Annotated in this window: 26 protein-coding genes, 1 tRNA gene and 1 pseudogene; 25 read left to right on the forward strand and 3 right to left on the reverse strand. The window is 46.3% G+C overall.

The features are described 5' to 3' along the window. The 24 genes and pseudogenes from BM030_RS19820 to BM030_RS06190 form a co-directional block, all read left to right on the forward strand. A pseudogene (locus BM030_RS19820) lies at nucleotides 1–468 on the forward strand (TonB-dependent receptor); the annotation flags it as partial. A 31-nt stretch (nucleotides 469–499) separates the two neighbouring features. Continuing rightward, complete coding sequence (locus BM030_RS06080; protein WP_090972265.1) at nucleotides 500–2,701, forward strand: IPT/TIG domain-containing protein; 2,202 nt, start codon at nucleotides 500–502, stop codon at nucleotides 2,699–2,701. 206 nt (nucleotides 2,702–2,907) lie between these two features. Continuing rightward, entirely contained in the window at nucleotides 2,908–4,569 is a 1,662-nt protein-coding gene (locus BM030_RS06085; protein ID WP_090972268.1) for an FAD-dependent oxidoreductase, read from the forward strand. 656 nt (nucleotides 4,570–5,225) lie between these two features. Beyond that, complete coding sequence (locus BM030_RS20320; RefSeq protein ID WP_262987338.1) at nucleotides 5,226–5,357, forward strand: hypothetical protein; 132 nt, start codon at nucleotides 5,226–5,228, stop codon at nucleotides 5,355–5,357. 467 nt (nucleotides 5,358–5,824) lie between these two features. After that, nucleotides 5,825–7,162 (forward strand): site-specific integrase, encoded by a 1,338-nt coding sequence (locus BM030_RS06095; protein ID WP_090972273.1) that lies wholly within the window; start codon nucleotides 5,825–5,827, stop codon nucleotides 7,160–7,162. A gap of 65 nt (nucleotides 7,163–7,227) precedes the next feature. Further along, nucleotides 7,228–8,097, forward strand: a complete 870-nt coding sequence (locus BM030_RS06100; protein ID WP_139215826.1) for a hypothetical protein — start codon at nucleotides 7,228–7,230, stop codon at nucleotides 8,095–8,097. Between the two features lie 129 nt (nucleotides 8,098–8,226). Next, on the forward strand, nucleotides 8,227–8,502 hold the full coding sequence (locus BM030_RS06105; protein ID WP_090972278.1) for a helix-turn-helix domain-containing protein: 276 nt from the start codon (nucleotides 8,227–8,229) through the stop codon (nucleotides 8,500–8,502). Then, nucleotides 8,499–8,828 (forward strand): MarR family transcriptional regulator, encoded by a 330-nt coding sequence (locus BM030_RS19630; RefSeq protein ID WP_139215827.1) that lies wholly within the window; start codon nucleotides 8,499–8,501, stop codon nucleotides 8,826–8,828. The genes BM030_RS06105 and BM030_RS19630 overlap by 4 nt, the downstream gene beginning before the upstream one ends. Further along, nucleotides 8,806–9,534 carry a hypothetical protein gene (locus BM030_RS06110; RefSeq protein ID WP_090972281.1) on the forward strand — a complete coding sequence of 243 codons (729 nt, stop codon included), beginning with the start codon at nucleotides 8,806–8,808 and terminating at the stop codon, nucleotides 9,532–9,534. Before BM030_RS19630 ends, BM030_RS06110 begins: the two co-directional genes overlap by 23 nt. A 40-nt stretch (nucleotides 9,535–9,574) precedes the next feature. Beyond that, nucleotides 9,575–10,534, forward strand: coding sequence for a hypothetical protein (locus tag BM030_RS06115; RefSeq protein ID WP_139215828.1), 960 nt, complete (start codon nucleotides 9,575–9,577; stop codon nucleotides 10,532–10,534). After that, the gene (locus BM030_RS06120; RefSeq protein ID WP_090972287.1) at nucleotides 10,503–10,892 is read left to right on the forward strand and encodes a hypothetical protein; all 390 of its coding nucleotides are present in this window, start codon (nucleotides 10,503–10,505) and stop codon (nucleotides 10,890–10,892) included. Before BM030_RS06115 ends, BM030_RS06120 begins: the two co-directional genes overlap by 32 nt. Continuing rightward, complete coding sequence (locus tag BM030_RS06125) at nucleotides 10,877–11,182, forward strand: hypothetical protein (protein ID WP_090972289.1); 306 nt, start codon at nucleotides 10,877–10,879, stop codon at nucleotides 11,180–11,182. Before BM030_RS06120 ends, BM030_RS06125 begins: the two co-directional genes overlap by 16 nt. A 217-nt stretch (nucleotides 11,183–11,399) precedes the next feature. Further along, nucleotides 11,400–11,633 carry a hypothetical protein gene (locus BM030_RS06130; protein ID WP_090972291.1) on the forward strand — a complete coding sequence of 78 codons (234 nt, stop codon included), beginning with the start codon at nucleotides 11,400–11,402 and terminating at the stop codon, nucleotides 11,631–11,633. Between the two features lie 2 nt (nucleotides 11,634–11,635). Next, nucleotides 11,636–14,014: a hypothetical protein gene (locus BM030_RS06135; protein WP_090972293.1), complete on the forward strand. Its 2,379-nt coding sequence runs from the start codon at nucleotides 11,636–11,638 to the stop codon at nucleotides 14,012–14,014. A gap of 34 nt (nucleotides 14,015–14,048) precedes the next feature. Then, nucleotides 14,049–14,633, forward strand: coding sequence for a hypothetical protein (locus tag BM030_RS06140; protein ID WP_090972295.1), 585 nt, complete (start codon nucleotides 14,049–14,051; stop codon nucleotides 14,631–14,633). A 57-nt stretch (nucleotides 14,634–14,690) separates the two neighbouring features. Further along, a complete protein-coding gene (locus BM030_RS06145; RefSeq protein ID WP_090972297.1) occupies nucleotides 14,691–18,206 on the forward strand; it encodes a phage tail tape measure protein in 3,516 nt (1,171 codons plus the stop codon). A gap of 189 nt (nucleotides 18,207–18,395) precedes the next feature. Next, entirely contained in the window at nucleotides 18,396–18,644 is a 249-nt protein-coding gene (locus BM030_RS06150) for a hypothetical protein (protein ID WP_090972299.1), read from the forward strand. Between the two features lie 98 nt (nucleotides 18,645–18,742). Next, nucleotides 18,743–19,105 carry a hypothetical protein gene (locus tag BM030_RS06155; RefSeq protein ID WP_090972301.1) on the forward strand — a complete coding sequence of 121 codons (363 nt, stop codon included), beginning with the start codon at nucleotides 18,743–18,745 and terminating at the stop codon, nucleotides 19,103–19,105. A gap of 4 nt (nucleotides 19,106–19,109) precedes the next feature. Beyond that, nucleotides 19,110–19,457: a hypothetical protein gene (locus BM030_RS06160; protein WP_090972303.1), complete on the forward strand. Its 348-nt coding sequence runs from the start codon at nucleotides 19,110–19,112 to the stop codon at nucleotides 19,455–19,457. Next, a complete protein-coding gene (locus BM030_RS06165) occupies nucleotides 19,441–19,887 on the forward strand; it encodes a hypothetical protein (protein WP_090972305.1) in 447 nt (148 codons plus the stop codon). The genes BM030_RS06160 and BM030_RS06165 overlap by 17 nt, the downstream gene beginning before the upstream one ends. Before the next feature lie 572 nt (nucleotides 19,888–20,459). Beyond that, nucleotides 20,460–20,759 (forward strand): helix-turn-helix domain-containing protein, encoded by a 300-nt coding sequence (locus BM030_RS06175; RefSeq protein ID WP_090972309.1) that lies wholly within the window; start codon nucleotides 20,460–20,462, stop codon nucleotides 20,757–20,759. Nucleotides 20,760–20,776: 17 nt separating this feature from the next. Then, nucleotides 20,777–21,070 (forward strand): helix-turn-helix domain-containing protein, encoded by a 294-nt coding sequence (locus tag BM030_RS06180; RefSeq protein ID WP_090972311.1) that lies wholly within the window; start codon nucleotides 20,777–20,779, stop codon nucleotides 21,068–21,070. After that, entirely contained in the window at nucleotides 21,067–21,237 is a 171-nt protein-coding gene (locus tag BM030_RS20410) for a terminase small subunit (protein WP_211657543.1), read from the forward strand. The genes BM030_RS06180 and BM030_RS20410 overlap by 4 nt, the downstream gene beginning before the upstream one ends. 567 nt (nucleotides 21,238–21,804) lie before the next feature. After that, nucleotides 21,805–22,425, forward strand: a complete 621-nt coding sequence (locus tag BM030_RS06190; protein ID WP_090972312.1) for a hypothetical protein — start codon at nucleotides 21,805–21,807, stop codon at nucleotides 22,423–22,425. Between the two features lie 57 nt (nucleotides 22,426–22,482). Here the strand turns inward: BM030_RS06190 and BM030_RS06195 are convergent, their stop codons facing one another. The 3 genes from BM030_RS06195 to BM030_RS06205 form a co-directional block, all read right to left on the reverse strand. Beyond that, nucleotides 22,483–22,944, reverse strand: a complete 462-nt coding sequence (locus tag BM030_RS06195) for a hypothetical protein (protein WP_090972314.1) — start codon at nucleotides 22,942–22,944, stop codon at nucleotides 22,483–22,485. Further along, nucleotides 22,944–23,408, reverse strand: coding sequence for a magnesium transporter CorA family protein (locus tag BM030_RS06200; protein WP_090972316.1), 465 nt, complete (start codon nucleotides 23,406–23,408; stop codon nucleotides 22,944–22,946). The genes BM030_RS06195 and BM030_RS06200 overlap by 1 nt, the downstream gene beginning before the upstream one ends. A gap of 558 nt (nucleotides 23,409–23,966) precedes the next feature. Continuing rightward, a tRNA-Phe gene (locus tag BM030_RS06205) sits at nucleotides 23,967–24,039 on the reverse strand. Between the two features lie 190 nt (nucleotides 24,040–24,229). On the opposite strand from BM030_RS06205, the gene mnmA reads away from it, so the two are divergent. Beyond that, complete coding sequence (gene mnmA / locus BM030_RS06210; protein WP_090972318.1) at nucleotides 24,230–25,318, forward strand: tRNA 2-thiouridine(34) synthase MnmA; 1,089 nt, start codon at nucleotides 24,230–24,232, stop codon at nucleotides 25,316–25,318. Nucleotides 25,319–25,341 lie beyond the last annotated feature (23 nt).

Consider the following 25,341-nt stretch of genomic DNA (forward strand, 5'->3'; position numbering starts at 1 on the left):
ATCCCCACGCAGGAGGAGGCAGTCAATTACTTCAAGGACATCCCGGGCGGCCGGACCGCCCAGCAGCAGGCACAGGCGTTCAACGCCTTCATCGACGGCAATGAATACCTGTCATCCAGACGCGGCGACTTTACGGAGCGCAACGCGGGACGTACGCCCTGGAACGTGCAGGCCGACCTGCGCCTGGCGCACGACCTGCCGGTCACCGGAAGCGGGCAGTTCCTGACGCTATCGGCCGACATCGTGAACCTGACCAACCTGCTGCACCGGAAATGGGGCGTTCAGTATTTCTCGCCGAACACGTTCAATTCGACCAGCTCGGTGGGGCTGACCCCGACACTGTTCCCGCCGCAGCAGAATGCGGGCAACTGGCCGGTGTTCACCTTCAGCGACCCGGGCAGGCCCTACAGCATCGACTACTTCAACTCCCGCGCACAGGTGCAGCTGGGGGTGAGGTATACGTTTTAAGACAGCAGACAATAGATAACAGACAATAGACATGAGAATGGAAAGGCAACTGAATACCATGATAGTAGGCTGGTGCCTGCTGCTATTGGTGGCAGCGGTACAGGGCTGCAAAAAAAACGAAATGGAAACACCTGAAGCCGCGCTGCAGGTGGAAAGCTATTATCCGAATTCGGGAAAGGGCGGTACGCTGGTAACCATTATCGGCCAAGGATTTGGCAACGACATCGGTAAGCTCGTCGTGAACTTTGGCGGTAAACCGGCGGAAGTAATCAGTGCAAAGGGGGAGACCGTGGTCGTTCGTTCGCCGGCCGACGGAATAAGCGGCCCCATAGCGGTAATCAAGGGCAGCACGAGCCTTGAAATCGGCACATATACTTATCAGCTGTTAAGTGTGCAATCCGCACATCCGCTTAATGGACCGGCAGGTAGCAACATCACTATACGAGGCGAAGGATTTTCCAGCACAGCAGGTCCCGCAAAAGTGGCGATCAATGGAAATGAAGCCCAGGTAGTACTGGTAACGGATACGTTGATTGTAGCCAGCGTGCCCGAAGGCAGCGGAAAGGGAAAAATCGAGGTCAACGTAGACGGCGAAACATCCGCTGGCCCCGAATTCCAGTATCAAGCCATCTATTCCATTAAACCGGCGTCCGGCGGCAAAGGCACGCGCGTAACCATTCAAGGGGAAGGCTTCGCCCCCGAAAAAGAAAATAATATCGTCCGGTTCCACGGCAACGTGCAAGCGACGGTTGTGGAAGCTACGGCCGATCAACTGGTAGTGATGGTGCCCGAAGGTGTTGAAACAGGCGTCATGTCCGTGACGGTTAATGACGTTCGCACCACCGGGCAGCTATTCACCGTGGTTCCGCCCCCCACCATTACGGAAGTCAGTCCGTTAAGCGGTCCTGGGGGTACGCAAATGACCATCAGGGGGCAGCAATTCAGTACCATATTGGATGAAAATACGGTGTTGATCAATGGGCATGAAATAGCGGTTACTGCTGCCACTGCCAATGAATTGAAGCTGATGCTACCGGGAGGCACCGGCAGCGGCAAAGTGGTAGTCATTGTCAACGATCAGCAGACAGAGGGGCCGGAATTCCGGGATCAGACGCTCGGTATCCTGCAGGTAAGTCCCGAAAGCGGCCTGGCAGGTACTCAGGTAACGATCACCGGCACCGGTTTCAGCAGCAACGCGGCTGAAAATTCGGTTACATTCAATGGCGTTACCGCAACAGTTATGCAGGCAACCGAAAACAGTTTAACAGTAATAGCACCCGAAGGATTTACCACCGGCCAATTGATGGTGCAGGTGGGTGGGCTTTCAGCCTGGGCGCCCAAGACGTTCAACCGCGCAGGTGTCGTCACGCTTGCCGGCGGACCGGGCAGCAATGTGCTCCCGATGGGTATGTTGCGTATCGCTGTTGACGGCAACAAGCAGGTATATACGGTCACCCGCTCGCAAGTGTGGAAAATCAGTGCAGACGGCAGTCAGGTGACCTTGTTGGCCGGAAGCCCTTCTGCGGCTACTGGCTACGAAGACGGACAGGGAACCAACGCTACGTTTACCAATATGTCCGGGCTCGTTGTAGATCAGCAAAACAATATCCTGGTTGTGGATGGCGGTACCAGGCTGCGCAAAATAACGTCTGGCGGCACGGTGACTACGCTGACCACCGATCTGCCCTTTGTGTCTAACCTGACCATTGACGCCCATGGAAACCTATACATGAACAGAAGTTTCCAAGGCATGGTGAGATACAATACATCGGGCGTCCAATCTACCTACATCACCCATGCCGTTTACAACGACTGCCGTCCGGCAATCGACGCAGCAGGAACGGTATATTTCAGCGGCGACCAGTTCTACTCCTACCTCAGTATGCGCGTGGTTGCTGAAAACCGCTACGTTTCCCAGTGGGCGGGAACGGCCGGATCGGGTTTTGCAGATGGCCCTTTCAACAGTGCGCTGTTTGCGACGGCTATCCGGGCGCTGGTATTTGAAAATGAAAACAACCTGCTGATTATGGATTCCGGCAATCTTGCCCTTCGCCGCGCTCGATTGGATGTGCAGGAAATCACCACCATCTTCAAGGCAGAACGCGGTTATCAAGACGGAAGTTTCGCGGACGTCCAGATGAGCACCATTGCCGATATGGCCATAGCGCACGATGGCGATATCTACTTGTTGGATGGAGGCAACAATGCTATTCGGAGAGTATTCTTGAAGTAGTAAGCATACGCCGTGTTATACATGGCGGGTTAACCCCGGGCCGGAGCAGCAGCCGGTCCGGGTATTTTTTTAATAGGGTACAGTCAATGCGGGAAAAATCCCTACCTTTGGATTAAACCTTGCACCCATACTTTACAAGCGTTTGCTGCGCCTGTAGTCGCGGCTAATGCGGTATTGTTTGTGCCAGCTAATGACCAATTATAAAGATGAGACGAGTTTTTTTTATTCTGGCTTTTTTTCCCCTCACGGTTTTTCCTTGCGTATCGCCGAATGAAACTGAAGCGTTTGATATCGTTATTTATGGCGGTACGTCGGCTGCTGTCATAGCGGCCGTACAAGCCAAGAAATCCGGTAAATCGGTGATTGTAGTGTCTCCCGACAAACACCTTGGTGGCTTGTCATCAGGTGGCCTTGGATTTACCGATACTGGTGACAAGTCAGTAATCGGAGGTCTGGCGCGCGACTTTTACCATCGGGTGTACCTGCATTACCAAGACAGCGCTGCATGGCGTTGGCAGCAGCAAAAAGAATACGGCAACAAGGGACAAGGAACACCTGCTATTGACGGAGATGCCCGTACGATGTGGATTTTCGAACCGCATGTGGCTGAGCGTATCTTCGAGGATTATGTGCGTGAGTATAGCATTGATGTGCGTCGCGATGAATGGCTGGACCGCGACAACGGTGTGGCGAAGGAGGACGGCCGTATCGTGTCCATCACGACATTAGCAGGCAATACGTATCAGGGAAACATGTTCATTGATGCTACCTACGAAGGCGATCTAATGGCCGCGGCAGGGGTGAGCTATCATGTCGGACGGGAAGCGAACAGCCTGTACGGCGAACAGTGGAATGGCGTACAGGTAGGCGTGCTTCATCACGATCACTGGTTCAAATCGGATATCAGCCCCTATAAGATACCCGGCGATAGCACCAGTGGCTTGCTCTACGGTGTATCGTCCGAACCTCCGGGCGAATACGGGCAAGGGGATCACCGGGTGCAAGCCTACTGCTTTCGAATGTGCCTGAGTAACCATCCAGACAATCGGGTTACCTTCCCCAAGCCGGATAACTACAATCCGGACAACTACGAGCTGTTAGCGCGTGTATTCGCATCAGGCTGGAGGGAGACATTCCGCAAGTTCGATCCAATCCCCAACCGGAAGACCGATACCAATAACCACGGTCCGTTCAGCACAGACTTCATTGGGATGAATTACGATTATCCGGAAGCCAGTTACGAACGGCGGCGTGAAATAACCAAAGCACACGAAGACTATCAAAAGGGACTCATGTACTATTTGGCGAATGACCCTAAAGTGCCGGAAGAGGTGCGGCAGGAAATGGCGCAGTGGGGGCTGGCGAAAGACGAATTTACCGATAATGGCCACTGGCCACATCAGCTGTATGTACGGGAAGCCCGGCGTATGGTGGGGCAGTACGTAATGACCGAGCACGATGTGTTCGGTGAACGTGAAGTTGCCGATCCGGTCGGAATGGGATCCTATACGCTGGATTCGCACAATGTACAACGCTACGTAAAACCGGACGGCTACGTGCAAAACGAAGGGGACATCGGCGTAAAGCCGAAGAAGGGACCTTACCGCATCTCGTATGGTTCACTGGTACCGAAGCGGGAAGAATGCACGAACCTGTTGGTGCCGGTCTGTGTTTCGAGCTCGCACATTGCTTTCGGCAGTATCCGTATGGAACCGGTGTTCATGATTTTGGGGCAGAGTGCAGCGCTGGCGGCCTCGTTGGCTATTAATGCAGGCGTCTCGGTGCAGGATGTAACGTATCAGGAGCTAAAACAAACGTTGCTGGAAGAGAAGCAGGTATTATCGGCAGCCGTTAAGCCAATGGATTGATGAAAAGCGTGCCAACAGCACCTTAACTACCCCCTTTCTTCTGACCAATTTCCCCCGTCTCCCACGGCCCGCTTTGGGCTGGTCCACGGCGTGTCCACAAAATTCCAAAGAAAAAGCAAAGCAGGGGCAAAGCAGTCCCAAAGATACGGCGGGAAATAGTGGGGAGAAAGTCAGTAAAAAGTCGGGTGTTCGCAAGGCGGTATTTTTTTGCATGAGATGCAGAAAAATGATGGTGGAAGTGAGAATACCTTCTCCATAATTTGATAGGGAATGTAGCGTTTTTTTCGTCAACCTCGTTCTAAACAAGAAGCAAACGTATAGGCATTTAAGCCCAGTTATTTGCCCTATCACGCAACCGGAAACAATGGACTAACCACCAAATAATTAAACATATGATAGCCAAGGTAACAAAGTACACAATGATTCTCGTTTTACTTGCATCGTTGTCCTGCAAAAAAGAACCGAACGATTCTGATCTGGTATTCACAGAAACCTGTGATTTTTCAGGTTCCAAGGTCGAACGCGTCAGCAGGTTGAACGGTTCGCTCAGTTATACGAATAACATCATGAATCTTCCTCCCTCCGAACTTCCCCCCAACGCGGCGTATGTGTTTCTCATCAAGTCATCACCTCTTCTAAGGATGGTAGTTTGCAACATGCCGTCCGACTTTGAAATGGCCGAGGGAGAGTCAAGGAATGTGACATTCAGTGGGCGCGTTGTGGTGCTTCCCGATGAGGTCGACGCCTCAAGCGTCTCGATCGAATTGAGCTATTTGAAATTCGAATAACGCGATATTTTATGATTTTTAAAATTAACCAACCACTATCATGAAAAGAAAAAGCGTTTTACTTAAAGGAACTAAGACAAGAGGGCATTGAGATTAATGGCTGAATATTACGAACAGAACCTTATACGATATCGTGGAGAAAGGACTCGGCGGTAAGGTGAAGATTTTGATAGAGGTATAATGCTACTTCCCGTTAATAAAACGTCAAAACCCCAACCAGCGGACGGGTTTCTTTTTTGGTTAATCAGTATAAAGGGTTTCTTGTGGTACCAGCTGTACCATAACAAGCATAAATTAAGATAAAATGTGTCCTGTTAAATCGCGCTATTAGATGTATTTAGGCTGATTGTGAAAAATATTAGCAAACCGAAACAAAGCAAAAACAAATCAAACCGACAACAGATTTTGATTTTGTTGTCGGTTGTTGTCGGTTTTACGTATATTTGCTATGGTTAATATTTACAGCTATGACAAGAAAGATCGTGACGGGTAATTTCCCCGTCAATGTCCGTTTCAATCTGCGAGCCACCAAGCCCGCTAACAAGGAGACAGCAATTAACTGCATCGTTCGGTTTAACAATGAGCGCCTGGTAATTTCGGGCGTGTCCAAGGTGCAGCCCAGGTACTGGAATGCCGAAAAGGGAATGCCCACCCAGCATGCGGGGAACGCTGACTCCGGGAAAATCCGTCAGAAGCTTCTCGACGCCGATAAAACCATCAATAGGATATTTGACGACTATGTGAACGAACACAACGCATTTCCGTGCGATTTAAAGGCGTTTCATGAACTTTTACGCCGCAGGGTATTCAATATACCCGACGAGGTGGAAAAACCCGAATTCGACAACCTATTCGATTATCTGACCCATTTCATCATCCGGTGCGAAAAAGGGTTGAGGCTGAGCGATAAGGGACTGCCATTGACGGAAAGCAGCATCAAGACTTATCGCACCATGCTTCGCAATGTAAAGATGTTCAGGGATGCCGGGAATGATGTGTCGTTCAATGCGCTTGGGCTTGAATTCTATGAGGATTACAGGGAGTTCTTAACGCTGACATTGAGGTATGGTGCCAATACGGTGGGCAAGCACCTGCGTACTCTCAAAGCTGTTGTAAATGAAGCAAGGGAGGATGGTTTCACCGCTGCAATATTCTCAGGCAAGAGATACAAGGTTAAAAACGAATCGGTTACTAACGTCTACCTCAACAAGGGCGAACTGCAAAGGATATGGGAGCTTGATCTATCCGCAAACCCCACAACATTGGAACGGGCGAGGGACCTATTTATTATAGGGGCGAACACAGCGCTGCGATTTGGTGACTGGCTTAAGCTAGATCCAAGCCGGATGGTGGATGACATCATTGAAGTGAAGACGCAGAAAACGGGGGCTACCGTGGCTGTCCCGATTAATAGCATGGTAAAGGATGTCTTCGTCAAGTATTCGGATAGCCCGACCGGGTTGCCCAAGCCGATGACCAACCAGGAGCTTAACAGGTATATCAAGACAATAGCAAAGATGGCCAAGATTGACGAGCCGGTGGAGATCGAAAAGACCAAGGCCGGGAAGCGCATAACGGTCACCGTACCCAAGCATACCTTGGTGTCCAGCCATACAGCACGCCGCAGCGGTGCCACCAATATGTACATAGAAGGCATACCCACGCTTTCCATCATGAAGATAACGGGCCACACCACGGAGACCAACTTCATGAAATATATCAAACTGTCCGATAAGCAGCATGCACGCAAGGTATTGGAGGTCAGTAACCGTAAGAACCTGAAAGTAGTGGGAGGGGGGGAGTGATGCGGCCATATACATTTGAAGATTGGCTAAACAATAAGTTCGTTCATGAAAAAACGTGCTTCGATGTGGAATGCCTGAACGATAGTGAGAACTACTTAGAGCTAGTTCGGATGGGTAAAATGACCTATGACGTTTTAAACCATATTCAAAGCGAACAAAACAAAGCATATTTGTTTATGATTAACTATACCCTTGAATCCTATAAGGCATTTTTTGAAAGTAAAAGATTAGTCTCTTTGGATTATAAAAAACTAATAGAGTTAAAGGTAGAAGCAATTGAACAGCTTTTCGAAAGGGAAAAAATTCTCTATACTGACGTAATTACGCCAAGAATGCATCGTAAAATTAGATACGGAGCTAAATTTATAACATCCGACCAGTATAAAGGGTTTTTAAACGGACATTTGGACGCCAAATTTCCTCCTAGTTCTTCTTACTTTGGGAAAAACAGAATTAAGACACCAGATGGGCATGTGCGTATTGATAGTTACAGTTTGCCAATAGAAGATCAAACTGCTTATGCAAGAATGGAAGTACAAGTACTTTATCATAAATGGTTAAAAGATAAATTGTCAGAAGAGGTATCAAGTAACCATCAACAAGGCGATATTATCGACGAATCGGAAAACGAAAGTAAAATAGGCGTAAAGGCATGGGCAATAGTATTTTATTATACTATGAGAGGTGACGAAATTAAAATAAGCGATGTTGAAGAATTTAAAACGAAACATAACTTAAAGTGCTCAACTGATAGTTTGAAAAATAAAATCTATTCCGTGCGAAAAGAAATAACCGAGGCGGCGCCTAAACGTTCAATTATTAGTCAGATAGAAAAAGCGATAGATGTTTTGAGGTTGTACTATCCAGGAAAAGTATGGAGTGCAGAAGATAGTTTAAGGGATATAAAGGTAGACATCGATCACCAAAGCAACTAGTAATAAACATTTCTAAAATATAAATTTTTATCGTTGATTTTCAGCAGATTATAATTTTAATTTGTCAACAACCGGGTTAACAACTGGGTTGTTGATTAGTTACTTGCGGCCATTCTAAAACAAATAAGAATGGAACAAGTAATGTTTAGCACTTCTCTCAGCAAGCTGGAGCCCATATTCAAAGGGTGGGTTAGAGAGGTCTTAGCTGAAAACAAAGTCGCCAGCGAACAGCCTAAACCGCCAGCCAGGCGTCAAGAGGCAGCCAAATTCTTAGGTTTATCCCTTCCAACTTTGGATACCTTAATCAAGACTGGGCAAATAAAATCGTTTAGTATTGGCAGGCAGGTACGGATAGACTGGAAGGAGATAGAAGCCTTCTTAAATAAGAAAGGGGGGAGAGTATGACCCCGACCCCCAATAACTTTGTAAGTGACCAACGCAAAGTTAACCAAAAACCGCTTACAGTCCAAGAGATATTTCACCGGGCCAAGACCCAAAGAGCCAAACTCGTTATTGCATTGGAGCGAGCCGGAAGACCTTTGAGCATGCGCCAATTGGAATTGGCTACCGGAATAGAGCGCCCGACAATCTGCCGGAGGATTTCAGAATTGCAGGAATCCGGTTTGGTACGTATTGACCATTACGGAGTATGTACGATTTCAAGGTATCCAAAGGTAGGCTATTACGTAAACGTGAAAGGAGGTAGCCATGGGCAAGGAACACTCTTTTAATGTTGACGTAGCCAAAGAGTTCGGCATTCCGGCAGCTATAATTCTAAAAAACATCGCTTTTTGGATTGAGAAGAACGTTGCTAACGGGAAGAATCAATTTGACGGCCGCACATGGACTTACAATAGCTACAAAGCATGGCATGCACTATTCCCGTATTTATCGCAAAAGCAATTACGAACCACGCTAAATAAGCTTGTCGAAAAAGGTGTCTTACTGAAAGGCAATTTCAATCAAAGTACTTACGATAGAACTAATTGGTATGCCTTTGCCGATGAAAACCTATGGATGCAGACCCATTGCCCAAATGGGCAAATGGAGCGGACCAAGGGGGCAAATCAAACTGCCCAAGAGGGCGAACCTATACCAGATAGTAAACAGTTAATAAACTCAGATGGTATTGATGCCACGAAACCTGCGGTTTCTTTGGCCGATCGACAAAAAGCTTTTGGTAGGTCGTTGGAACCTTATGTGTCCAAGTACGGTGCAAAAATGATACGTGACTTTTACGAATACTGGACAGAACCCAACAAGCCTCAAACCAAATTCCGCCAAGAGCTTGAAAAGACGTGGGATACTGCACGCCGCTTAAGAACTTGGTCCGACAACGATAGCAGAAGATTGCCAAAAAGCCAGTTTCCGAAGAATGCAACGGATGGCAGGAACCTTACCAACATGTTTAACGACGCAATAGCATCAGGATACTAAAATGAAGGTTATACGCATATCTGATTACGTTGACTCGGTGATGGATCATCATAAGACCGGCACGCAACACGGAGCAAAGACCGGTTTTAAGTGCCTCGATGAGCTTATAAGCTTCAAACTTGGCTACAGCACCTACATCCTTGGTTTCGCAGCTGCCGGTAAGACCGAATTGCATTTTGAGCTGTTGATGAACCTATCTGCTAAATACGGGTGGAAACATGGGCTTCTTAGTGCTGAGGTAGGCGAGACCAAAGACGTGATAGCTGAACTTATCAAGAAGTATGTGCGCAAACCTTTCTTTGAAAGTGACCCTTACCATGCATCGGAAAAAGAAATATACCAGGCAATTAATTACCTCGACGAACATTTCTTCATTGCCCCAAGTGAAAAAGACTGGAACGTACAATCGATATACGAATATTTTAAGGCGATTGAGAAAGAAAACGACATTAAACTACAAACAACCAGCATAGACCCTTGGAATGATCTCGATGAGAATTTAGTTGATTTCGGGGGGCGTGAGGACAAATACCTTACCCATGCGCTTAAACATAGCCGGCAGGTTGCCGCTGCAAATAATTGGCACAACTTCATCATCACCCATGCAGCGAACATGCCGCCATTGGTCATGAAGTCTGTAACCGGCGGGGAAATCTATAATACGGCGGTGCCCACACTGCAAAGTTTTGCCGGCGGACAGGTTTGGGGGCGCAGGGCCATGAACGTACTTGGCTTATGGAGACCGAAGCGCGGCACGATAGATCCGCAAAGCGGGATGCCATTTGCAGACAACGAGGTCAGGCTTCTTGTATTGAAATCAAAACCGAAAGGCAGCGGAAAGGAAGGCAGTTGCAGCATCTATTGGGATTGGAAATCGAACAGGTATTATGAGAAGATTGGCGGCATGGATTTCTATGCGTTTGGTCACGAAGACAACAAAAGTTATTTGCAACCATCAATTGATTTTTATGATGCAGAGAAGGAAGAACCGGTATTCTGACGGGCAAAGTCAATCCGAATACTATGAGGCGCTGGCAATGTCGCTTCAATTCGAAATGGAGCAACGTAATGCGCTGTCCAGGCTGATAATGGACGCAAGGGTGGTATTGGTCGGCTTGATGGTAGAACTACGGTCACACGAAGCGAAACACGGCAAATCGACCAAGTCTATGGAGCGGATGAAGCAGTACGATACGATGATGGCCGCCCTTGATGAATCGGCAAGACTCGACAACGATAACTATACCCTGAATTGCACGGTAAACATGATGAAAGGGGAGATACAGAAATGGAAGCAAAAATACCAGGAAGCGGAACAGCAACTGGAAGCAACACGCAAGGCATGGGAAGCGGCGTAGACCCATGGGCCAAGGCACTATCGATATTGAAAAAATTGAAGCCGGGCCAGTGGCTGAAAGTCCGGGATGTCGCTAAGCACAATCCTGAATTTTTTAAGGAGATAGTGAAACAGTTGATTCGGGCGGGATGGAGTGAGTACGAGTTCAATGGAGAGTATACAGAAATACGAAGGCTTGATTTGCCGGATTACGCCAGGGCATATTACCGAGTAGAAGGGGATACTAACGATGTTATAAATAAAGCACGTTTTGAAAACAACAAAAAAGTACAAAATGGCGAGAGGGCTTAAAAAGGGAATGACAAAAACCTGATAAAACTTGACAAAAGTTAACATTTGAGCGATGACAGACAGGCAAAAAAATTCATCCGTACTGGATGAAAGGCATCAAAGAGGGTTTATTTCAGCGATGAGAAAGATGACATGGCAAACGCTATAAAATTTGGCCGTAGTTTAAACCACTGAAAAATTATCAATTAAATTGGCAAGATAACAACAACGATAAATCATGGAACACTTAGAAAGGACAATTGACATAGAATCAAAGGCAACTAAGACGAATTTCATTGAAAGAAATAACGAAGAGATAGTAACCGCTTTCGAAGCATTGAATATGGGAGGAAAAATTCGTTTCCTAAGCGATCTCCTGGAGAGCGAAGCAAAAATCCTAAACATCGACCGTGATGGATCCGGAAACGTCAGATTTGTGGTGAATAATGACAATTACATAAAATTGAAATAGAAATGGCAGTGAAATACACCATACCGATGCGCGATGATTTCGACCTGTTATGGCGGGCTGACATCGATATGCCCGGCTATTCCGGCGATACCATACAGTTAACGGGCGTTGGCCGTACCGCCATGGTTGCGGAATGGAATGGGGATGTTGACGAACCATACACACCGATAATCAGCTCCAAGGTTACGCTGCAATTCTACAACGAGGGAAACGTTGACATCGTGGAGTTGCAGAATTTGCAGGACATGGAGGCACGGGTACACGTGTACCGAGACAACGTGCTTTGGTGGACGGGCTACGTCGTGCCTGACGGCATACAGCGCAATTTCAGGGCTACCCCATACCCTGTCCAATTGGTGGCCACGGACGGGCTGGCATTGCTCAAGGACATCCCTTTCAATCTGCCGAATAACTGGCCCATGCCGGTAGGTGTATCAAACCGTTGCCCCATCAGCTTCATCCGGTACGTTCTTTACGGGGCAAACCACCTTAACCAGCGCCTTCCGTTGAGGTGGGCGTCGGAAGTAAAGTCGGTTAGGTACAATGACGACTTTCTGTTTGGCACGATGGAGTGGGGCGCACTCGGAGAGGCATGGAATAATCCGACCCTTGTTGAAGGCGGCCTTGATTCGTCAAGGAGCTGCATGTACATCCTCGAAAACATGGTTAAGTCCATCGGTGCAAGGTTTTTCCAGTTCGGCGGCAAATGGCACCTTGCCCGGATAAACGACATTACTGGCGGAACCTACAACTGGAAAGAACTAAGCACCGACACGAACACAGCCCCTACCCTATCCGAAGGCACGGAAGACCTTACTGCGGGGCTGAATGCCGTCTATTACCCATTCATAAGCGAAGACCATGTAATAACGAATAAGCCCGCGCTTACCGACGTGGTGGCTACGTATGAACACTACCAAGCCGAAAACATAATTCCGAACGGTGGATTCGACATGGTAGATACATACTACCAGATACCGTTCTATTGGGGTTTTTCCGATAACCCCGAATCGGCCGCATCTTTTGAAGCATACGATTCATTAATACCCGACAATTTTGGCAATTCCGTACAGCTATCATATCCGGTCACAGGAACCGTTGATAACCGTGCGATATTCACATTGATAGGCGGACTTCCGTTGGACGCAAATCTACTGTTCAAGCGGATGACGTTCGGATTCACGTTCATGCCACTCAATGGATTCCCTTATCAGCCATACAACCCGTCAGACCCAGACGACCCAAATGCCAATGTGATTAACTGGGATTCACACCCTCTAAGGGTAAGGATGTATTATAAAGCAAAAGACCAACAGGGGGTAGTACGTATACTTTACCTCAATGAGTATGGTTATTGGCAATGGGAGCCGGATGAAGGTTATCTGGTTCAGGATTCGTATAATGTAACTACAGGCGGCGGTGTAAGAACTCACAAAATATCTTACTCTGGATACCCAAAACAAGGAGACGTTATCAGGGTATTCGTAGACAACAGCGCCAACATTCTCCCTGATTTCCTATACGAACATTCAGTTACCGGTACCGAGCAGGGAGACATTGACACCATGTTGTCCAATTTTCAGGCATACTTGGTGTCTCAGGGTTTGGTTTCAGCCACGTATTCAACGACCGGCCCTTTCAGCGGATATATCCAGTTTACTATAAACGACAGTTTTACCGCAACAGTACATCCTTCGGTAACATCAGGGGCAAGCACCATCCTTCCCGGTAACTGGATACCTATATCCGTAAACCAAATGAAGATAGGCGACATCGCTTCCATAGTATTCCAGGGAAAGGGCGGTAACAGCGAAATACTGATGCCAGACCCCGGATTGCTGGACGGCCACCAATCAGTGGATACAGGTGTGCTACATATTGAATTTGCATTGCTTGAAGGCCAGCGGTACGTATTGGATGATGTATGGATACGTGTAGAGGAAAACAACGATGTATACCAGTCGCTAAATCCAGGAGCAACCCGCAAAAGCAACAGGCAGAATGTTAGTATTGGTATAAGCACGTCTTTCAGCGGCTTCTTCCTGTCCAACTACATGACCTCCTACAACAAAAGCAATGAGGAATTTTTGGTTACGGACGGGAAGCACCAAAGCAGCCTCACGGGGCTATTGGCTAACGCCATGATGCGATTCCGATACAAGCCTTCGCAGATTTTCAACGGAACAATCTACACCAACGGACGTGACTGGAAATTCCATCACATGTACATGATTTCGGCATTGGGCAACAATCTATTCCTGCCAATGCAATCAAAATACAACATCGAGACATGCCAGGTAACATTGGCCGTCATCGAAGCAAGGGATGATGAAAACACATTTGACGAAAAGCACTACGCCAGCAACGATGTGATACTATAAAATAAGTCGAACCAACAGGATATAAAAAAAAGATATGAATAACTCAAAAGCGCCCAAGCGATTAGATGCTTGGAAAACAGAACAGTATTTTTTCACCAAAAACAGGGGTGATATTGACTACATTATAGCAACAAGACTGGCTGACAATAGCGTTTTCATCGTCGAAAATGATGTTATCAGGGGTTTCTTGGCAAGCGATGCGGGACTTGATGCTGCGCTACAAGACGAAAGGGCTTTTGGCCATTTCCCGGTGCTCCGATTATCAGAAAGTGAACTTAATGAGGAATACAGCAGGGTTCACTTCTGCGGTAAGTACAGGCGGATAGAATTCAACTACACCGGCGTTGAGTATTTCAATGAAGCAGAAGCCACACTCAACAGGAACAACAGCGAAACCTCATCCGCTTATCAGCTGAATTGCTTTGCAGCGCTTGTATTTGCAGGATTCAAGGGTTACGAAAAGCGCTATAACATGCCCTCCGATCTGACGGTCAAACAGGTAGTGGCTGAAATCGGTTTTGTGAACAAACCTGCGATTGAAAAAATTCAGGGCATTTTCAGAGACACGATACAAAACGATCCGGATTTGGCTGAATGCTACGGATTTCAGTCGTTTTAACTGTTTGTAGCAATTGAACAATAACCATCGCAATTATAAAAATAGGAGACAGAAAACATGGCCAGACTAGAAGTAGGAATAGGCGCAACCAATAAGGAACTCAAATCGGTTCTTGCCGATTCGCAGACCCTTGTCCGTAATTTCTCGAATAACCTTCAAAAAATAAACCTAAACATTGGTGTCAACGACCGTATAAGCAAGCGAATCGGGGACACCAGACAATCATTGAGGTCGCTGGCGTCGACCGCCAAAGAAGTAAGGGGGATTAAGATAGACCTTACGCTTGGAAACGCCATCAACGACCTTAAAAGCCTCAATACACAGCTTGCTCAAACAAAAAAGCTGTATGGAGATATAAGAACCGTAATTCAATCCATAAACTCCACGGGACGGGCTACAGTTGGCGGTGCCGGAAGCAAGCAGGCGCTTGAAGCGGAAAAACTTGCGTTGGCACAGGCAAGAACCGAAGCGCAAAGGTATAAAAACGAAATAGCCCGCGTAAACACCGAGTTAGCCAATCTCCGATTGGCAAACGCCCAAGCGCGTCAATCCACGACGGCAGCGGCAGGAAGCTACCGGGAAGCCCAGCAGCGACTAACGGCGCTGGGTAGGGCAATAAGGGAACAGGCAGGGGGATTCAACGCCAATAACGCTGCCGTAAAGGCGCAAATAGCGGAATACCGTAAACTCAATGGACAGCTTAAGGAATTCGATGCGCTTATGGGCAACAGGCAGCGGAACGTCGGTAATTACCCATTAGGCGGATTGGGAGGCCAGTTAAAGGGATTGATAGGCACATACGCGTCACTGTATGCGGTGATGAGGGGGGCAGGTGCTGTCATATCCACCAACGTTAAGATTTCTGACAGCATAGCCGATGTTCAGCGTACCGCTGAACTTAGCAAGGACGAAGTTAAGGGCTTGGTAACTGAATTAAAATCTATTCCTACAAGGACTGGCCTCAACGAACTGCTTTCAATCGCTACGATCGGGGGCCAACTCGGCATAGCCAAGGACGAACTCGGCGGCTTTGTCCAGGCGCTGGATTTCCTTGGCGTGGCTTTGGCCAACGAGATACCCGGCGGTGCGGCTGTGGTGGCCGAAAGCCTTGGTAAAATCAATGGCGTTTTCCGTGTCGCGGAAACACAGGGATTAACAGCCGGTCAGGCTATGCAGAAAACGGGTAGTGCCATACTCGCGCTGGGACAGGCCGGTTTGGCAACAGGTCAGTTCCTTGTGGATTTCACCCAGCGTGTTGGCGGTGCCGCCCGGACGACCGGGATAGCATTACCTACGATATTGGCTTATGGCGCGGTGCTGGAAGAAGCCGGGGTGAGCGCGGAAGTCGCGGGTACGGCAATATCCAAATTGATAGGCCAGCTTGTCGCAAAAAGGCAGGACTTCCATGCGATAGCGCAAATAGCTGATTCCACACTGACACTAAAGCAATTCACTGGTCTGATAAATACGGATGCGGATGCCGCATTGAGAAAGTTCTTCGCCGGGCTTGCAGCCGGTGGAAAGACAACCACACAATTCTATGACATACTGAACAGTGCGGGCATCAAGACAGAGCGTTACCGGAACGCTGTACTTCTTTTGTCGCAGGATCAGGAGAAGCTCACAAAGCTGACGGCGTTAAGCACCAAGGAATACAATACCGGGGAAAAGGCCGCAGAGCAGTTCGCTATCAGAAATCTTAACCTTGCGGGCGTATTGCAACAGCTTGGAAGACGATTTACAGAAGCATTTGTAAACTCGGAAGCCCAGGGTGCCATTGCGCAGTGGCTCGGCCAAATGACCGGCCTTATCAGGGAAGGAGATGTACTTATCTCCAAACTCGGTGAAGTACGTGCCTCGTTCAGTGAACAGTCAGCGGAAATCAACAAACTGATAGACCGGTATGGAGACCTGATAATTAAAAAGAACAGAACCCACAAAGAAAGCGAGGAACTTAAATCGGTAGTCAACCAAGTTGCGCAGATATTACCATCAGCCGTGACCGAATGGGACAAATACGGCAACGCTCTATCGATTTCGATAGATAGGGTCCACAATCTTTCACGCGCCCACCAGCAGTTAGTAAAGGATATGAATATATCCACTGCTAAGCAGCTTAACGAAGATTTCAACGAAGTAATCAAACGCGCTGAAAGGTATCAACGGGCAATTAATAAAATGGCTGAATCCAATAAAAAGGGTTTTACGGATTGGCGCACAGGCACTAAGGGTACTCTCGATAATTTCCGGCAATGGCTTGCAGAAACCAACAGTGAGGCGTTGAAGATAGCGCAGAATCTTCAATCCATCGGGGCTGAACTGACACAGGAACAACGGAACCTCTTGGCCTATTACGGTCTTGACGAAGCAGGCGAGGCCATGAGGAAATATGATGCATCCGTCAAGAATACGACAGCATCAGTCAAAGGGCTTGGAGAAGCATTACAAGGAGTGAATGGGGACGGAAGCAACACGACTGGCAAAGGCGGCGTTAAAGCATCAGAAAAAGCTATCCTGACTCTTGAAAAACTTACCCAACTAAGAGAGAATGCTCACCTGGAGACGTTGACTGGATGGGAAAAGGAACTGCAGGCGTCAAAGTACCGGTGGGACAAGGAGCTGAACGACGCGAAAGACAGTATCGAGCAGCAGATTGAACTTAGAAAATACCAAGCGGCCGAAACGGCACGTATACTGAAAGATGTGGGTATGGAAACCTCATCAGGCAGGGTAGTGTTGAAGTCAGAACCTGCCGCATTAAAGGGGCTGACACGCCAACTGAATTTGGGGTTGGGTGAAGTGGTTCCGCAGGATTGGTCACGACAGATAGCTGAAAAGTTCAAAGAGGTCAATGCCCCCAATTTGGACTGGTCTGAATTCTCGAATGGACTGAAAAGGGTAACCAACCAATTCACTAGGAACATGATGGGCGCAATTGAGCAAATAGGTGGTATGACAGAAAAGAAAGGTAAGGATGTAATTGGATTATTGGGGAATACCATTATCGACTCATTCAGCGGGATAACAATGAACGTTGTGTCAAACAAGCTACAGAAACACCTCGATGAATCATTTGACAATCTTGGGAAAGGCTTAAGTGAGAATACCGGAAAATGGCTACAGATCGGCATCCTTGGAGCCGGGTTAGTAGGACAAGGTGTATCAGGAGTTTCTTCACGCACCAATTCCGGGACTCAAGCGGTGGGTGGGCTATTGAAAGGAGCAGCAGCCGGGGCTTCTTTCGGATCCGTTGTTCCTGTGATTGGAACAGCCGTTGGTGCCGCTGTAGGCGCAGTTATAGGTGGGATAGCGGGGTGGCTTGGTGGCGAGTCAGCAAAGAAGCAGGAAAAACTAACCGAGCAGCAGCTAGAGGAACAGCGTAAGCAAACAGCCTTGATGGAGCGGCGTAACGCCCTTTCCTACACATCACAAATCATAGGTCAGCAGACCAATCAGGGTTTGGTAACCGGGGTTGACCGTGACGAGTTCGGAAACATTCGATTCAGGATTGAGGGACGGGATTTGGTGGCGTCATTGGCAAGGACTGACATAGGAATAGGGAGGGGCGTATAGTTGGCAACAAAATCTGTTTTTTCCTTGCGAATACCGAAAATATTCCCCATTTTTGATATGCGAACTAGTCTTGGAGCAATCCAAGCAATTTATTTACTAACGATAAGCCCGGCGATCGGTTGCAAGTACCGAACTTTCTCTCTTCGAGACTAGTTCGCAGCGACCGGGCGTTTTTAAATCTATTTAGACATGGAAAAATGTCATCTAACCAATGGGGCTGCGAATCCCACAACCAATCAACATCAGGGTATTGACCCTAAAATCAGCAGGCAATTGGCCGAGATGGGATTTCGATCCTATCAAGCAGACGGAGGTTTCACCATCCACGAAAGGGACATTGGTACTATGGGTAAGATAGTAGTGTTCTATCCCAAATTCATGCAGTTGGTGATAGGCAGTGGCGGAGTACTTCATCTAACCAGCCAACAATCCCAATGATCAGCAATCTTGTACTGATGTTCAGTGCTAAAAACGAGGTCAACAGTAAAATTATTAACCGCGGTGTAGCAAGTTGCTGCATCAAAATTTGAAAAGAAATGGAAACTACAATCAAACTTGAAGTAAAACAAGAGGTTGCTCCAATCGTAGAGCAAATCGCCGAATTTGTCAATTCAGTTATCGACCCAAAGCAGTTAGCTGACAACCTCGATGAGGTGCTTTGCCTTTACGCCCAGGCTATCGCTAAATATCCAGAGGGACAAGAAATTTACGTATCCAACGATCATGTGGACAACGTATGGGCATTGAAAGAATTGATACGCCTGTTAAGGGGTGGCCAGGTCTGGCTGAGTGATGCCCTTGTGCAAAGGAACGCAGATTTTGCTGATGCATTGAGGATAATGCAGAAATACCTCATCGAGGGCAACAATAAATCATATCCATCAACCAATTCAAAATAAAGCCATGGCAACATACACGAAACCCGCAGACGGCAGGTACCTCATCGAATTGAATGAGGGTGAGGTATCCTATTTGAGTGAATTGTTCGATAGCCTTTTGGATGACAATTACAAGAATCGCTCAAATGATATGTCAAACATGAAATCAATGTTCGATGCAGCTTGCAAGGAAACGCCGCACCTGACCAAGGCTTACGCGGACACCATGAACAGCATAAACGAGACTTTTTTCATCCTTGCCGACAACAAGGAAACGATAAGGGAAATGTTTAACCTGTTCACGGGTATTTACAGAACACATATCCATAAATGTAAAACCAACAAACAACAAGACTATGAACTATCCAAATGACTTTTTGACTGCCGAGTGGTTGGATGACGAAGATAAGGCAAAATTGATGGCAGTGTACAGCACAGTGCGCTGTAGGGATGTTATCGGACAAGCGCTTCAAATGCTATATTTTGACAAACCTAACTCCAGCCCGTTTGATTATGGTACATTGGTCAGGCTTGTGATTCGGGCCTGTTCGTTAGAGCCTGTCAAAAGGCTAATCGGGAACGATGAAAGAGTACAGGAGGCGCTTGATTTGCTGGACAATATGTTGACGTTCTTTGATATTTTAAACGGAGACGATTTCCATACGCTCCTGTCAATTGACAAGGCATGCCAATACGGAGATGATCAGGGACGATATTCGCCGGCGATAGACAGGCTTTTCATCGAGACGAAAAGCACCCTGGAGCACAGATTGAAATCTATGGAATTGAAACCCGCGTCCTGAACCGTTTACAACAGTCACAATTAGCCTCGGTTTCCGCCGGGGCTTTTTTGTTAAATCAACAATAACCAGCCAATGCGCGTTGTTTCGATAAAAGCATGGCTTGTACGGGCCCAATTGTCTATAACATCAGTAACCATATCTCTTGGCAGTGAAACCTATTTGGAGTTGAAATACGAAATATCGGGTGAAAATCTGGTGTTGGAAGGGACACTTTCGGAATATTGGGGATATTTCGCAAATGTAAAATACCGCCTAAGAAAAAGATTATAAATACAAATACAATATTCTAATATTCAGCATCTTAAAAAGTTAGGAATATTTTTTTACAAAAAAGTGGAATATTTTTTCGCGTTTTGGAAAACACACTTTTACGCAGAAAATATGCGCACTAATTCAAGATATTTATGCGTTAGACATTTTTGCTGCACAAGTACATTTGTTGAAAAACAAAATGCCTTTTTATCAGTCTGTTGCGAGATTAATCAGCCTTGAGATCACATAAAATAGCATTTGCACAACTAGCTTCCGAAATACCAAGCTCATTAAAGCGTTTAGATTGTAAAAGTGAACTCATGGAAAGAATACCATTTGACGACCTGCCCAATGAGGTAGCATTACTGAGGCAGGAAATAGCTGAACTTAAGGCTATCGTAAAGGATAAGCTTACCACACCGGAAGGCTACGAGCCGGACGTAACCATGACGCCAGACCAGGTTGCAGAATACTTGGGGTGTACCGTCCAGAATGTTCATGACAAAAAGAACAAGGGAACATTGCCATATTACAAGATTGGACGGAAGGTATTCTTCAAGAAAAAGGACGTAGACGCAGCCACTAAGGTTAAGAGCTATAAGCGTAAATTTTTCCATTAATATCCATAGCAGACCATTTGAAATTCGAACACATCCCTATGTTGCTCTCTGAATTGACGAACGAAATCAAAGAGCTAAAAGCGATAGTAGAGAATAAACTGACTACAACACCGGAAGGTTACGAACCGGACACCACTATGGACGTTCAAGAGGCCGCCGAATACCTAAGGTGTACGCCGGACAATGTTTACAAAAAGGTGAGAAGCGGAAGCCTTCCACATTATCGTAACGGCAAGCTTATCCTTTTCAAAAAGAAAGAATTGGATGAAGCAATAAAGGTTAAACCTTATAAACGTAAGTTTTTTAAATAACCGATAAGCAGAAACGATTTTGTGAGGAATATCTTGTTGATTTGAATGCAACACAGGCAGCTATTCGCGCTGGTTATAGCGAAAACACCGCTAAAGAGATCGCTTACGAAAACCTCACATACAGGAATATATACAAGGTCGCCAAAAGCAGCTTCAAAATAGGCTAAATATAACACACGAAAAGGCAGTTTGAACCTGACAAAACCTGACATTCAAACTGCGCTTTTTCGGTCGGGTGGAGAAATGTGAAGCCTTAGCGAAGCAGTACGCGCGCGCGCGAGGGGTTCGGTAAGGCTCAATGCGAATTGACTACACATCAATGGAACGTTTTATAACTACATGAATGAGAACTTTAAACGCAAAAATTTCTCACTATCTGTTCGAGCGCGTAATATGGCGACAAATATTGATGATGGTCATTACGTGTGCGTGTTAAAAAAGTGAGGCGTTTTCTGACGCTACAAAATGTTGTCATGAATTTTTGGAGTCCATAAAAAAGGGGATCGAATTATGTTTGGCGCGCCGGGACCTATTGGTTGAAGGTTTACAATAGTTTACATTTTAGGACTTCATAGACCGCATTTAAGAACGTGGAAGATTTTTTCCAAGTCATTACGCGCGCGTATTTCTCTTTTGACCATTTGGTCATGAAAGTACCTCACGCAAAAAAATTCGGAACCTAATACCCAAGCTATCAATAAAACCATTTAATTTGTATAACTAAAAAAGCAATCATGAACCATAATTACAAATACGTATTATCAATACTGATATTGTTGACAGCTGTTGTCACCGCCAAGGCTCAAAAGCATTACGTGTGGTGTCCCGACGAGGTTGAGGTAAAGTCAAGGACTGGAATGGCGGAGGGTGCTGAGGTGGGCCTTGTGGTCTACGACGGACGCGTGATCAGCAAGAAGGGGAAAATAGAATGTAGCAGCGAGGAAGTTACCAGCGCAATTGCACAATTATTAGAAAAGGTTTATCCGTCCATCCGCTTTGTTATCCTCAATGAGTCGGCATACTACAAACAAGCGACTGATGATAGGCCCACTTTAAAAATCGGGCTATCGGCCTATCATGCCGGATTTGGTGTCGATGTTTCCACCGGAGTTGGAATAGTTGGAGGGAGTTTTGCTGCTATGGCATTCCCAAAAGGAGAATGGAACGCGGCCACGGCAATCTATCTGCAATTTGAGGACGGCGAAACCTCAACGGAGAAGGAAATTTCTAATGTGGCGTCACGCCCCAATATGCTTGGATATAAGAGTGCGCGTAAAGGCTTGCAAGAATCTTATGAGAAATCAATTCAGCAATTGCTGTTCTTCTTGGATAAAGAGCTTGCAAAGATTCAATGATTTTAAATCTATGGAACTAAAAGAGTCACTGATTTACCAATGTTGTTTTATTTTAGATTACTCTTTTATATCTACTGACGTGTAAGGAATAGTCGGAAGATTGCCTGATTCTTTATGGTTCAAAGTGAAAATCAACTGCTTTTTGTCTTCAGTATATGTGACTATATAATGATTACCCTCTCTAATACATTCATATACCTTTTTAAATATTGCGGCTTTAAAATCATCGGTGATGTTGGAGGACCCCAAAGAGCCAGATTTAGGATGTACAAACATAAGATACACAGCGTTATCTTTAATGACCAACAGGCAGTATACCCTATATCCACCCCTTCCGCACAATCTCTTTTTTATGTATGGGACTTCAGCAGATCCATTTAGCCTGGTGCCTGTGCATAATTGCTCTGGCGTTTTGTCAAAAAAAGCCTCAATCACACATTTCGTGATGTTTTTATAGGTACTTTTAGAAACAAGTTTTTCAAACTCGCTCTTGAAATCTTCGAGACATCTTACCTCCATCACAACAAAGTAAGTTGCCTCGTTATTTCGGTGAATCCGGGCTGGTTTGGCAAATTGAAATAGATTGACTCCAAGTCTTGAGCAAGCTCCCTCAAATCGTCTACTGCTTCATTAAACCGTTCGGTTTCCTCGGTGACGTAGTTCGTGCCACCAATAACTCCAAACCCTTCGTAATTTTTCTTTAGCATTCTGCATAAATCTCTTGCAGCTGCTATCAATTCATTCATCATCCGCAGTGATGTCTCATCAAACGGTTCGTTACTCCATGTTATCTTTTCTATCCGCTCATTCAATTGCTCGATTTGAGCAGCCTTATCAGACAAAATCTTCTTTAGATCAAGAATATGATCCAATACAGAATTTATAAGAGCTTCAGTATTGTTGGTTTTTTCCTTGTATGAAGCATCTTTAACGGCATTAACTGTATCAAACAGCTTTTCTTGTTTTTGTTCCGCGCACTCCATAGTATAATAAATCGGTTGCCAACAAATGTAATAACAAATTTGATACTTCAAATATGCTATAACAAAATTGTTGTCATTTTTGATAAGTATATAATATAAACAGAGTTAAACGAAAAAGGTTTAACGCCGCTTTTTTTTATTAAACAAAACCCACCAACTGAATGACGGGGTTAAGTGAGTTTTAGTAGGAATCGCCGACCTTCCGATTACCTATTTTGAAAAATACCATGACTATATCTCGGAAATGCAATCTTATTGCATTAATAGTCAACATATTGTAACTAATTGATTATCAGATTTTTTAGGAATTAACAACAAGAATGAAAGCGTATTATTTGTTGATATACAGATATTTAAGTTGTCTTCCATTATGGAAAAACAAAACCCCGTCCGGCTGGAAGGGGTTTTGTTTTTCGGTTAAAATTTACAGCCTCACGGCCTTGCTCCAAAGATACGGAATTATTGCCGGAAAATCGACCTTATCTAATCAAACCGACAACGAAACCGACAACACAAAACGAAAAAAACCCTCATACAATCAGTATAAAGGGTTTCTTGTGGTACCAGCTGGAATCGAACCAGCGACACAAGGATTTTCAGTCCTTTGCTCTACCAACTGAGCTATGGTACCTTTTTCCCTTAGCAACGCTATCGTTGTTTTGGGACTGCAAATGTAGCGCCTTTTTTCATTTTGGAAAACTTTTTTGAAAAATTATTTGGTATGTTTCGGCAAGACCTTGATAGCGTTGGGGATAAAATGACAGGGCAGCAACATAACCGTTAGGAAAATAGCCGTATCTTTGCATTTTTATTAAAGAGCAATGAGCAAAAGAGGTAGAGTATTGGTAGCCATGAGCGGGGGAGTGGACAGTTCGGTTGCCGCCGTGATGCTCCATGAGCAGGGATATGAAGTCATTGGGCTGACAATGAAGACTTGGGACTACGCTTCGTCAGGAAGTTCTTCCAAAGAAACGGGATGCTGCAGTCTTGACAGCATCAATGACGCCCGGGCCTTGGCGGTATCGTATGGTTTCCCGCATTATATCCTGGATATCCGCAATGAGTTCGGCGATTTCGTAATCGACAACTTCGTTGAGGAATACCTGGCTGGCCGCACACCCAACCCTTGCGTGCTCTGCAACACCCATATTAAGTGGGAGGCATTGCTCAAACGCGCGGATAAACTGGATTGTGAATTTATTGCGACGGGGCATTATGCCAACATCCGGCTGCAGGATAACGGGCGCTATGTTATCTCCAAAGGTAAAGACACGCATAAAGATCAGTCTTATGTGCTGTGGGGCGTGTCGCAGGAAAACCTTGCGCGTACCCAATTTCCGCTTGGCAGCTTTACCAAGGCCGAAATCCGCCAGATGGCCGCAGATATGGGGCAAAGGGAGCTGGCCAACAAATCGGAAAGTTATGAAATCTGTTTCGTGCCGGATAACGATTACCGGGCGTTTTTGCGCCACAGGGTGGAAGATATAGACGAACGGATAGGGCAGGGCAATTTTGTGCTTGCCGATGGTACGGTGGTCGGAAATCATCAAGGGTATCCGTATTATACTGTGGGGCAGCGTAAGGGACTGGGCATCGCTTTGGGACGCCCGGTATTCGTTACAGAGATACGGCCCGAAAGCAATACGGTGGTGCTCGGTGATGAGCACGAATTGCAACGGCAGGAAGCTTATGTGCGGAACGTAAACTTGATAAAGTACGCATCCATTGAGAATCCGCTGGAAGCCGTTACCAAGATACGTTATAAAGACGCCGGCATGGCAAGTACCATTGTGCAATCGGGCGACAACATGAAGGTGGATTTCCACCACGCAGTCAAAGGGATTGCTCCCGGCCAGTCTGCGGTATTTTATGAAGGCGACGACCTGTTGGGCGGCGGTTTTTTGATGTAAAAAAAGCCCCGGTATGCACTACC

The sequence above is a fragment of the Parapedobacter composti genome (assembly GCF_900112315.1).
Taxonomy (GTDB): domain Bacteria; phylum Bacteroidota; class Bacteroidia; order Sphingobacteriales; family Sphingobacteriaceae; genus Parapedobacter; species Parapedobacter composti.

Excerpts from the sequence above, each read along its gene's own strand:
- BM030_RS06080 (WP_090972265.1), top strand. The coding sequence starts at position 500 with ATGAGAATGGAAAGGCAACTGAATACCATGATAGTAGGCTGGTGCCTG.
- BM030_RS06085 (WP_090972268.1), top strand. The coding sequence starts at position 2,908 with ATGAGACGAGTTTTTTTTATTCTGGCTTTTTTTCCCCTCACGGTTTTT.
- BM030_RS20320 (WP_262987338.1), top strand. The coding sequence starts at position 5,226 with ATGCCGTCCGACTTTGAAATGGCCGAGGGAGAGTCAAGGAATGTGACA.
- BM030_RS06095 (WP_090972273.1), top strand. The coding sequence starts at position 5,825 with ATGACAAGAAAGATCGTGACGGGTAATTTCCCCGTCAATGTCCGTTTC.
- BM030_RS06105 (WP_090972278.1), top strand. The coding sequence starts at position 8,227 with ATGGAACAAGTAATGTTTAGCACTTCTCTCAGCAAGCTGGAGCCCATA.
- BM030_RS19630 (WP_139215827.1), top strand. The coding sequence starts at position 8,499 with ATGACCCCGACCCCCAATAACTTTGTAAGTGACCAACGCAAAGTTAAC.
- BM030_RS06110 (WP_090972281.1), top strand. The coding sequence starts at position 8,806 with ATGGGCAAGGAACACTCTTTTAATGTTGACGTAGCCAAAGAGTTCGGC.
- BM030_RS06115 (WP_139215828.1), top strand. The coding sequence starts at position 9,575 with ATGGATCATCATAAGACCGGCACGCAACACGGAGCAAAGACCGGTTTT.
- BM030_RS06120 (WP_090972287.1), top strand. The coding sequence starts at position 10,503 with ATGATGCAGAGAAGGAAGAACCGGTATTCTGACGGGCAAAGTCAATCC.
- BM030_RS06125 (WP_090972289.1), top strand. The coding sequence starts at position 10,877 with ATGGGAAGCGGCGTAGACCCATGGGCCAAGGCACTATCGATATTGAAA.
- BM030_RS06130 (WP_090972291.1), top strand. The coding sequence starts at position 11,400 with ATGGAACACTTAGAAAGGACAATTGACATAGAATCAAAGGCAACTAAG.
- BM030_RS06135 (WP_090972293.1), top strand. The coding sequence starts at position 11,636 with ATGGCAGTGAAATACACCATACCGATGCGCGATGATTTCGACCTGTTA.
- BM030_RS06140 (WP_090972295.1), top strand. The coding sequence starts at position 14,049 with ATGAATAACTCAAAAGCGCCCAAGCGATTAGATGCTTGGAAAACAGAA.
- BM030_RS06145 (WP_090972297.1), top strand. The coding sequence starts at position 14,691 with ATGGCCAGACTAGAAGTAGGAATAGGCGCAACCAATAAGGAACTCAAA.
- BM030_RS06150 (WP_090972299.1), top strand. The coding sequence starts at position 18,396 with ATGGAAAAATGTCATCTAACCAATGGGGCTGCGAATCCCACAACCAAT.
- BM030_RS06155 (WP_090972301.1), top strand. The coding sequence starts at position 18,743 with ATGGAAACTACAATCAAACTTGAAGTAAAACAAGAGGTTGCTCCAATC.
- BM030_RS06160 (WP_090972303.1), top strand. The coding sequence starts at position 19,110 with ATGGCAACATACACGAAACCCGCAGACGGCAGGTACCTCATCGAATTG.
- BM030_RS06165 (WP_090972305.1), top strand. The coding sequence starts at position 19,441 with ATGAACTATCCAAATGACTTTTTGACTGCCGAGTGGTTGGATGACGAA.
- BM030_RS06175 (WP_090972309.1), top strand. The coding sequence starts at position 20,460 with ATGGAAAGAATACCATTTGACGACCTGCCCAATGAGGTAGCATTACTG.
- BM030_RS06190 (WP_090972312.1), top strand. The coding sequence starts at position 21,805 with ATGAACCATAATTACAAATACGTATTATCAATACTGATATTGTTGACA.
- BM030_RS06195 (WP_090972314.1), bottom strand. The coding sequence starts at position 22,944 with ATGGAGGTAAGATGTCTCGAAGATTTCAAGAGCGAGTTTGAAAAACTT.
- BM030_RS06200 (WP_090972316.1), bottom strand. The coding sequence starts at position 23,408 with ATGGAGTGCGCGGAACAAAAACAAGAAAAGCTGTTTGATACAGTTAAT.
- mnmA (WP_090972318.1), top strand. The coding sequence starts at position 24,230 with ATGAGCAAAAGAGGTAGAGTATTGGTAGCCATGAGCGGGGGAGTGGAC.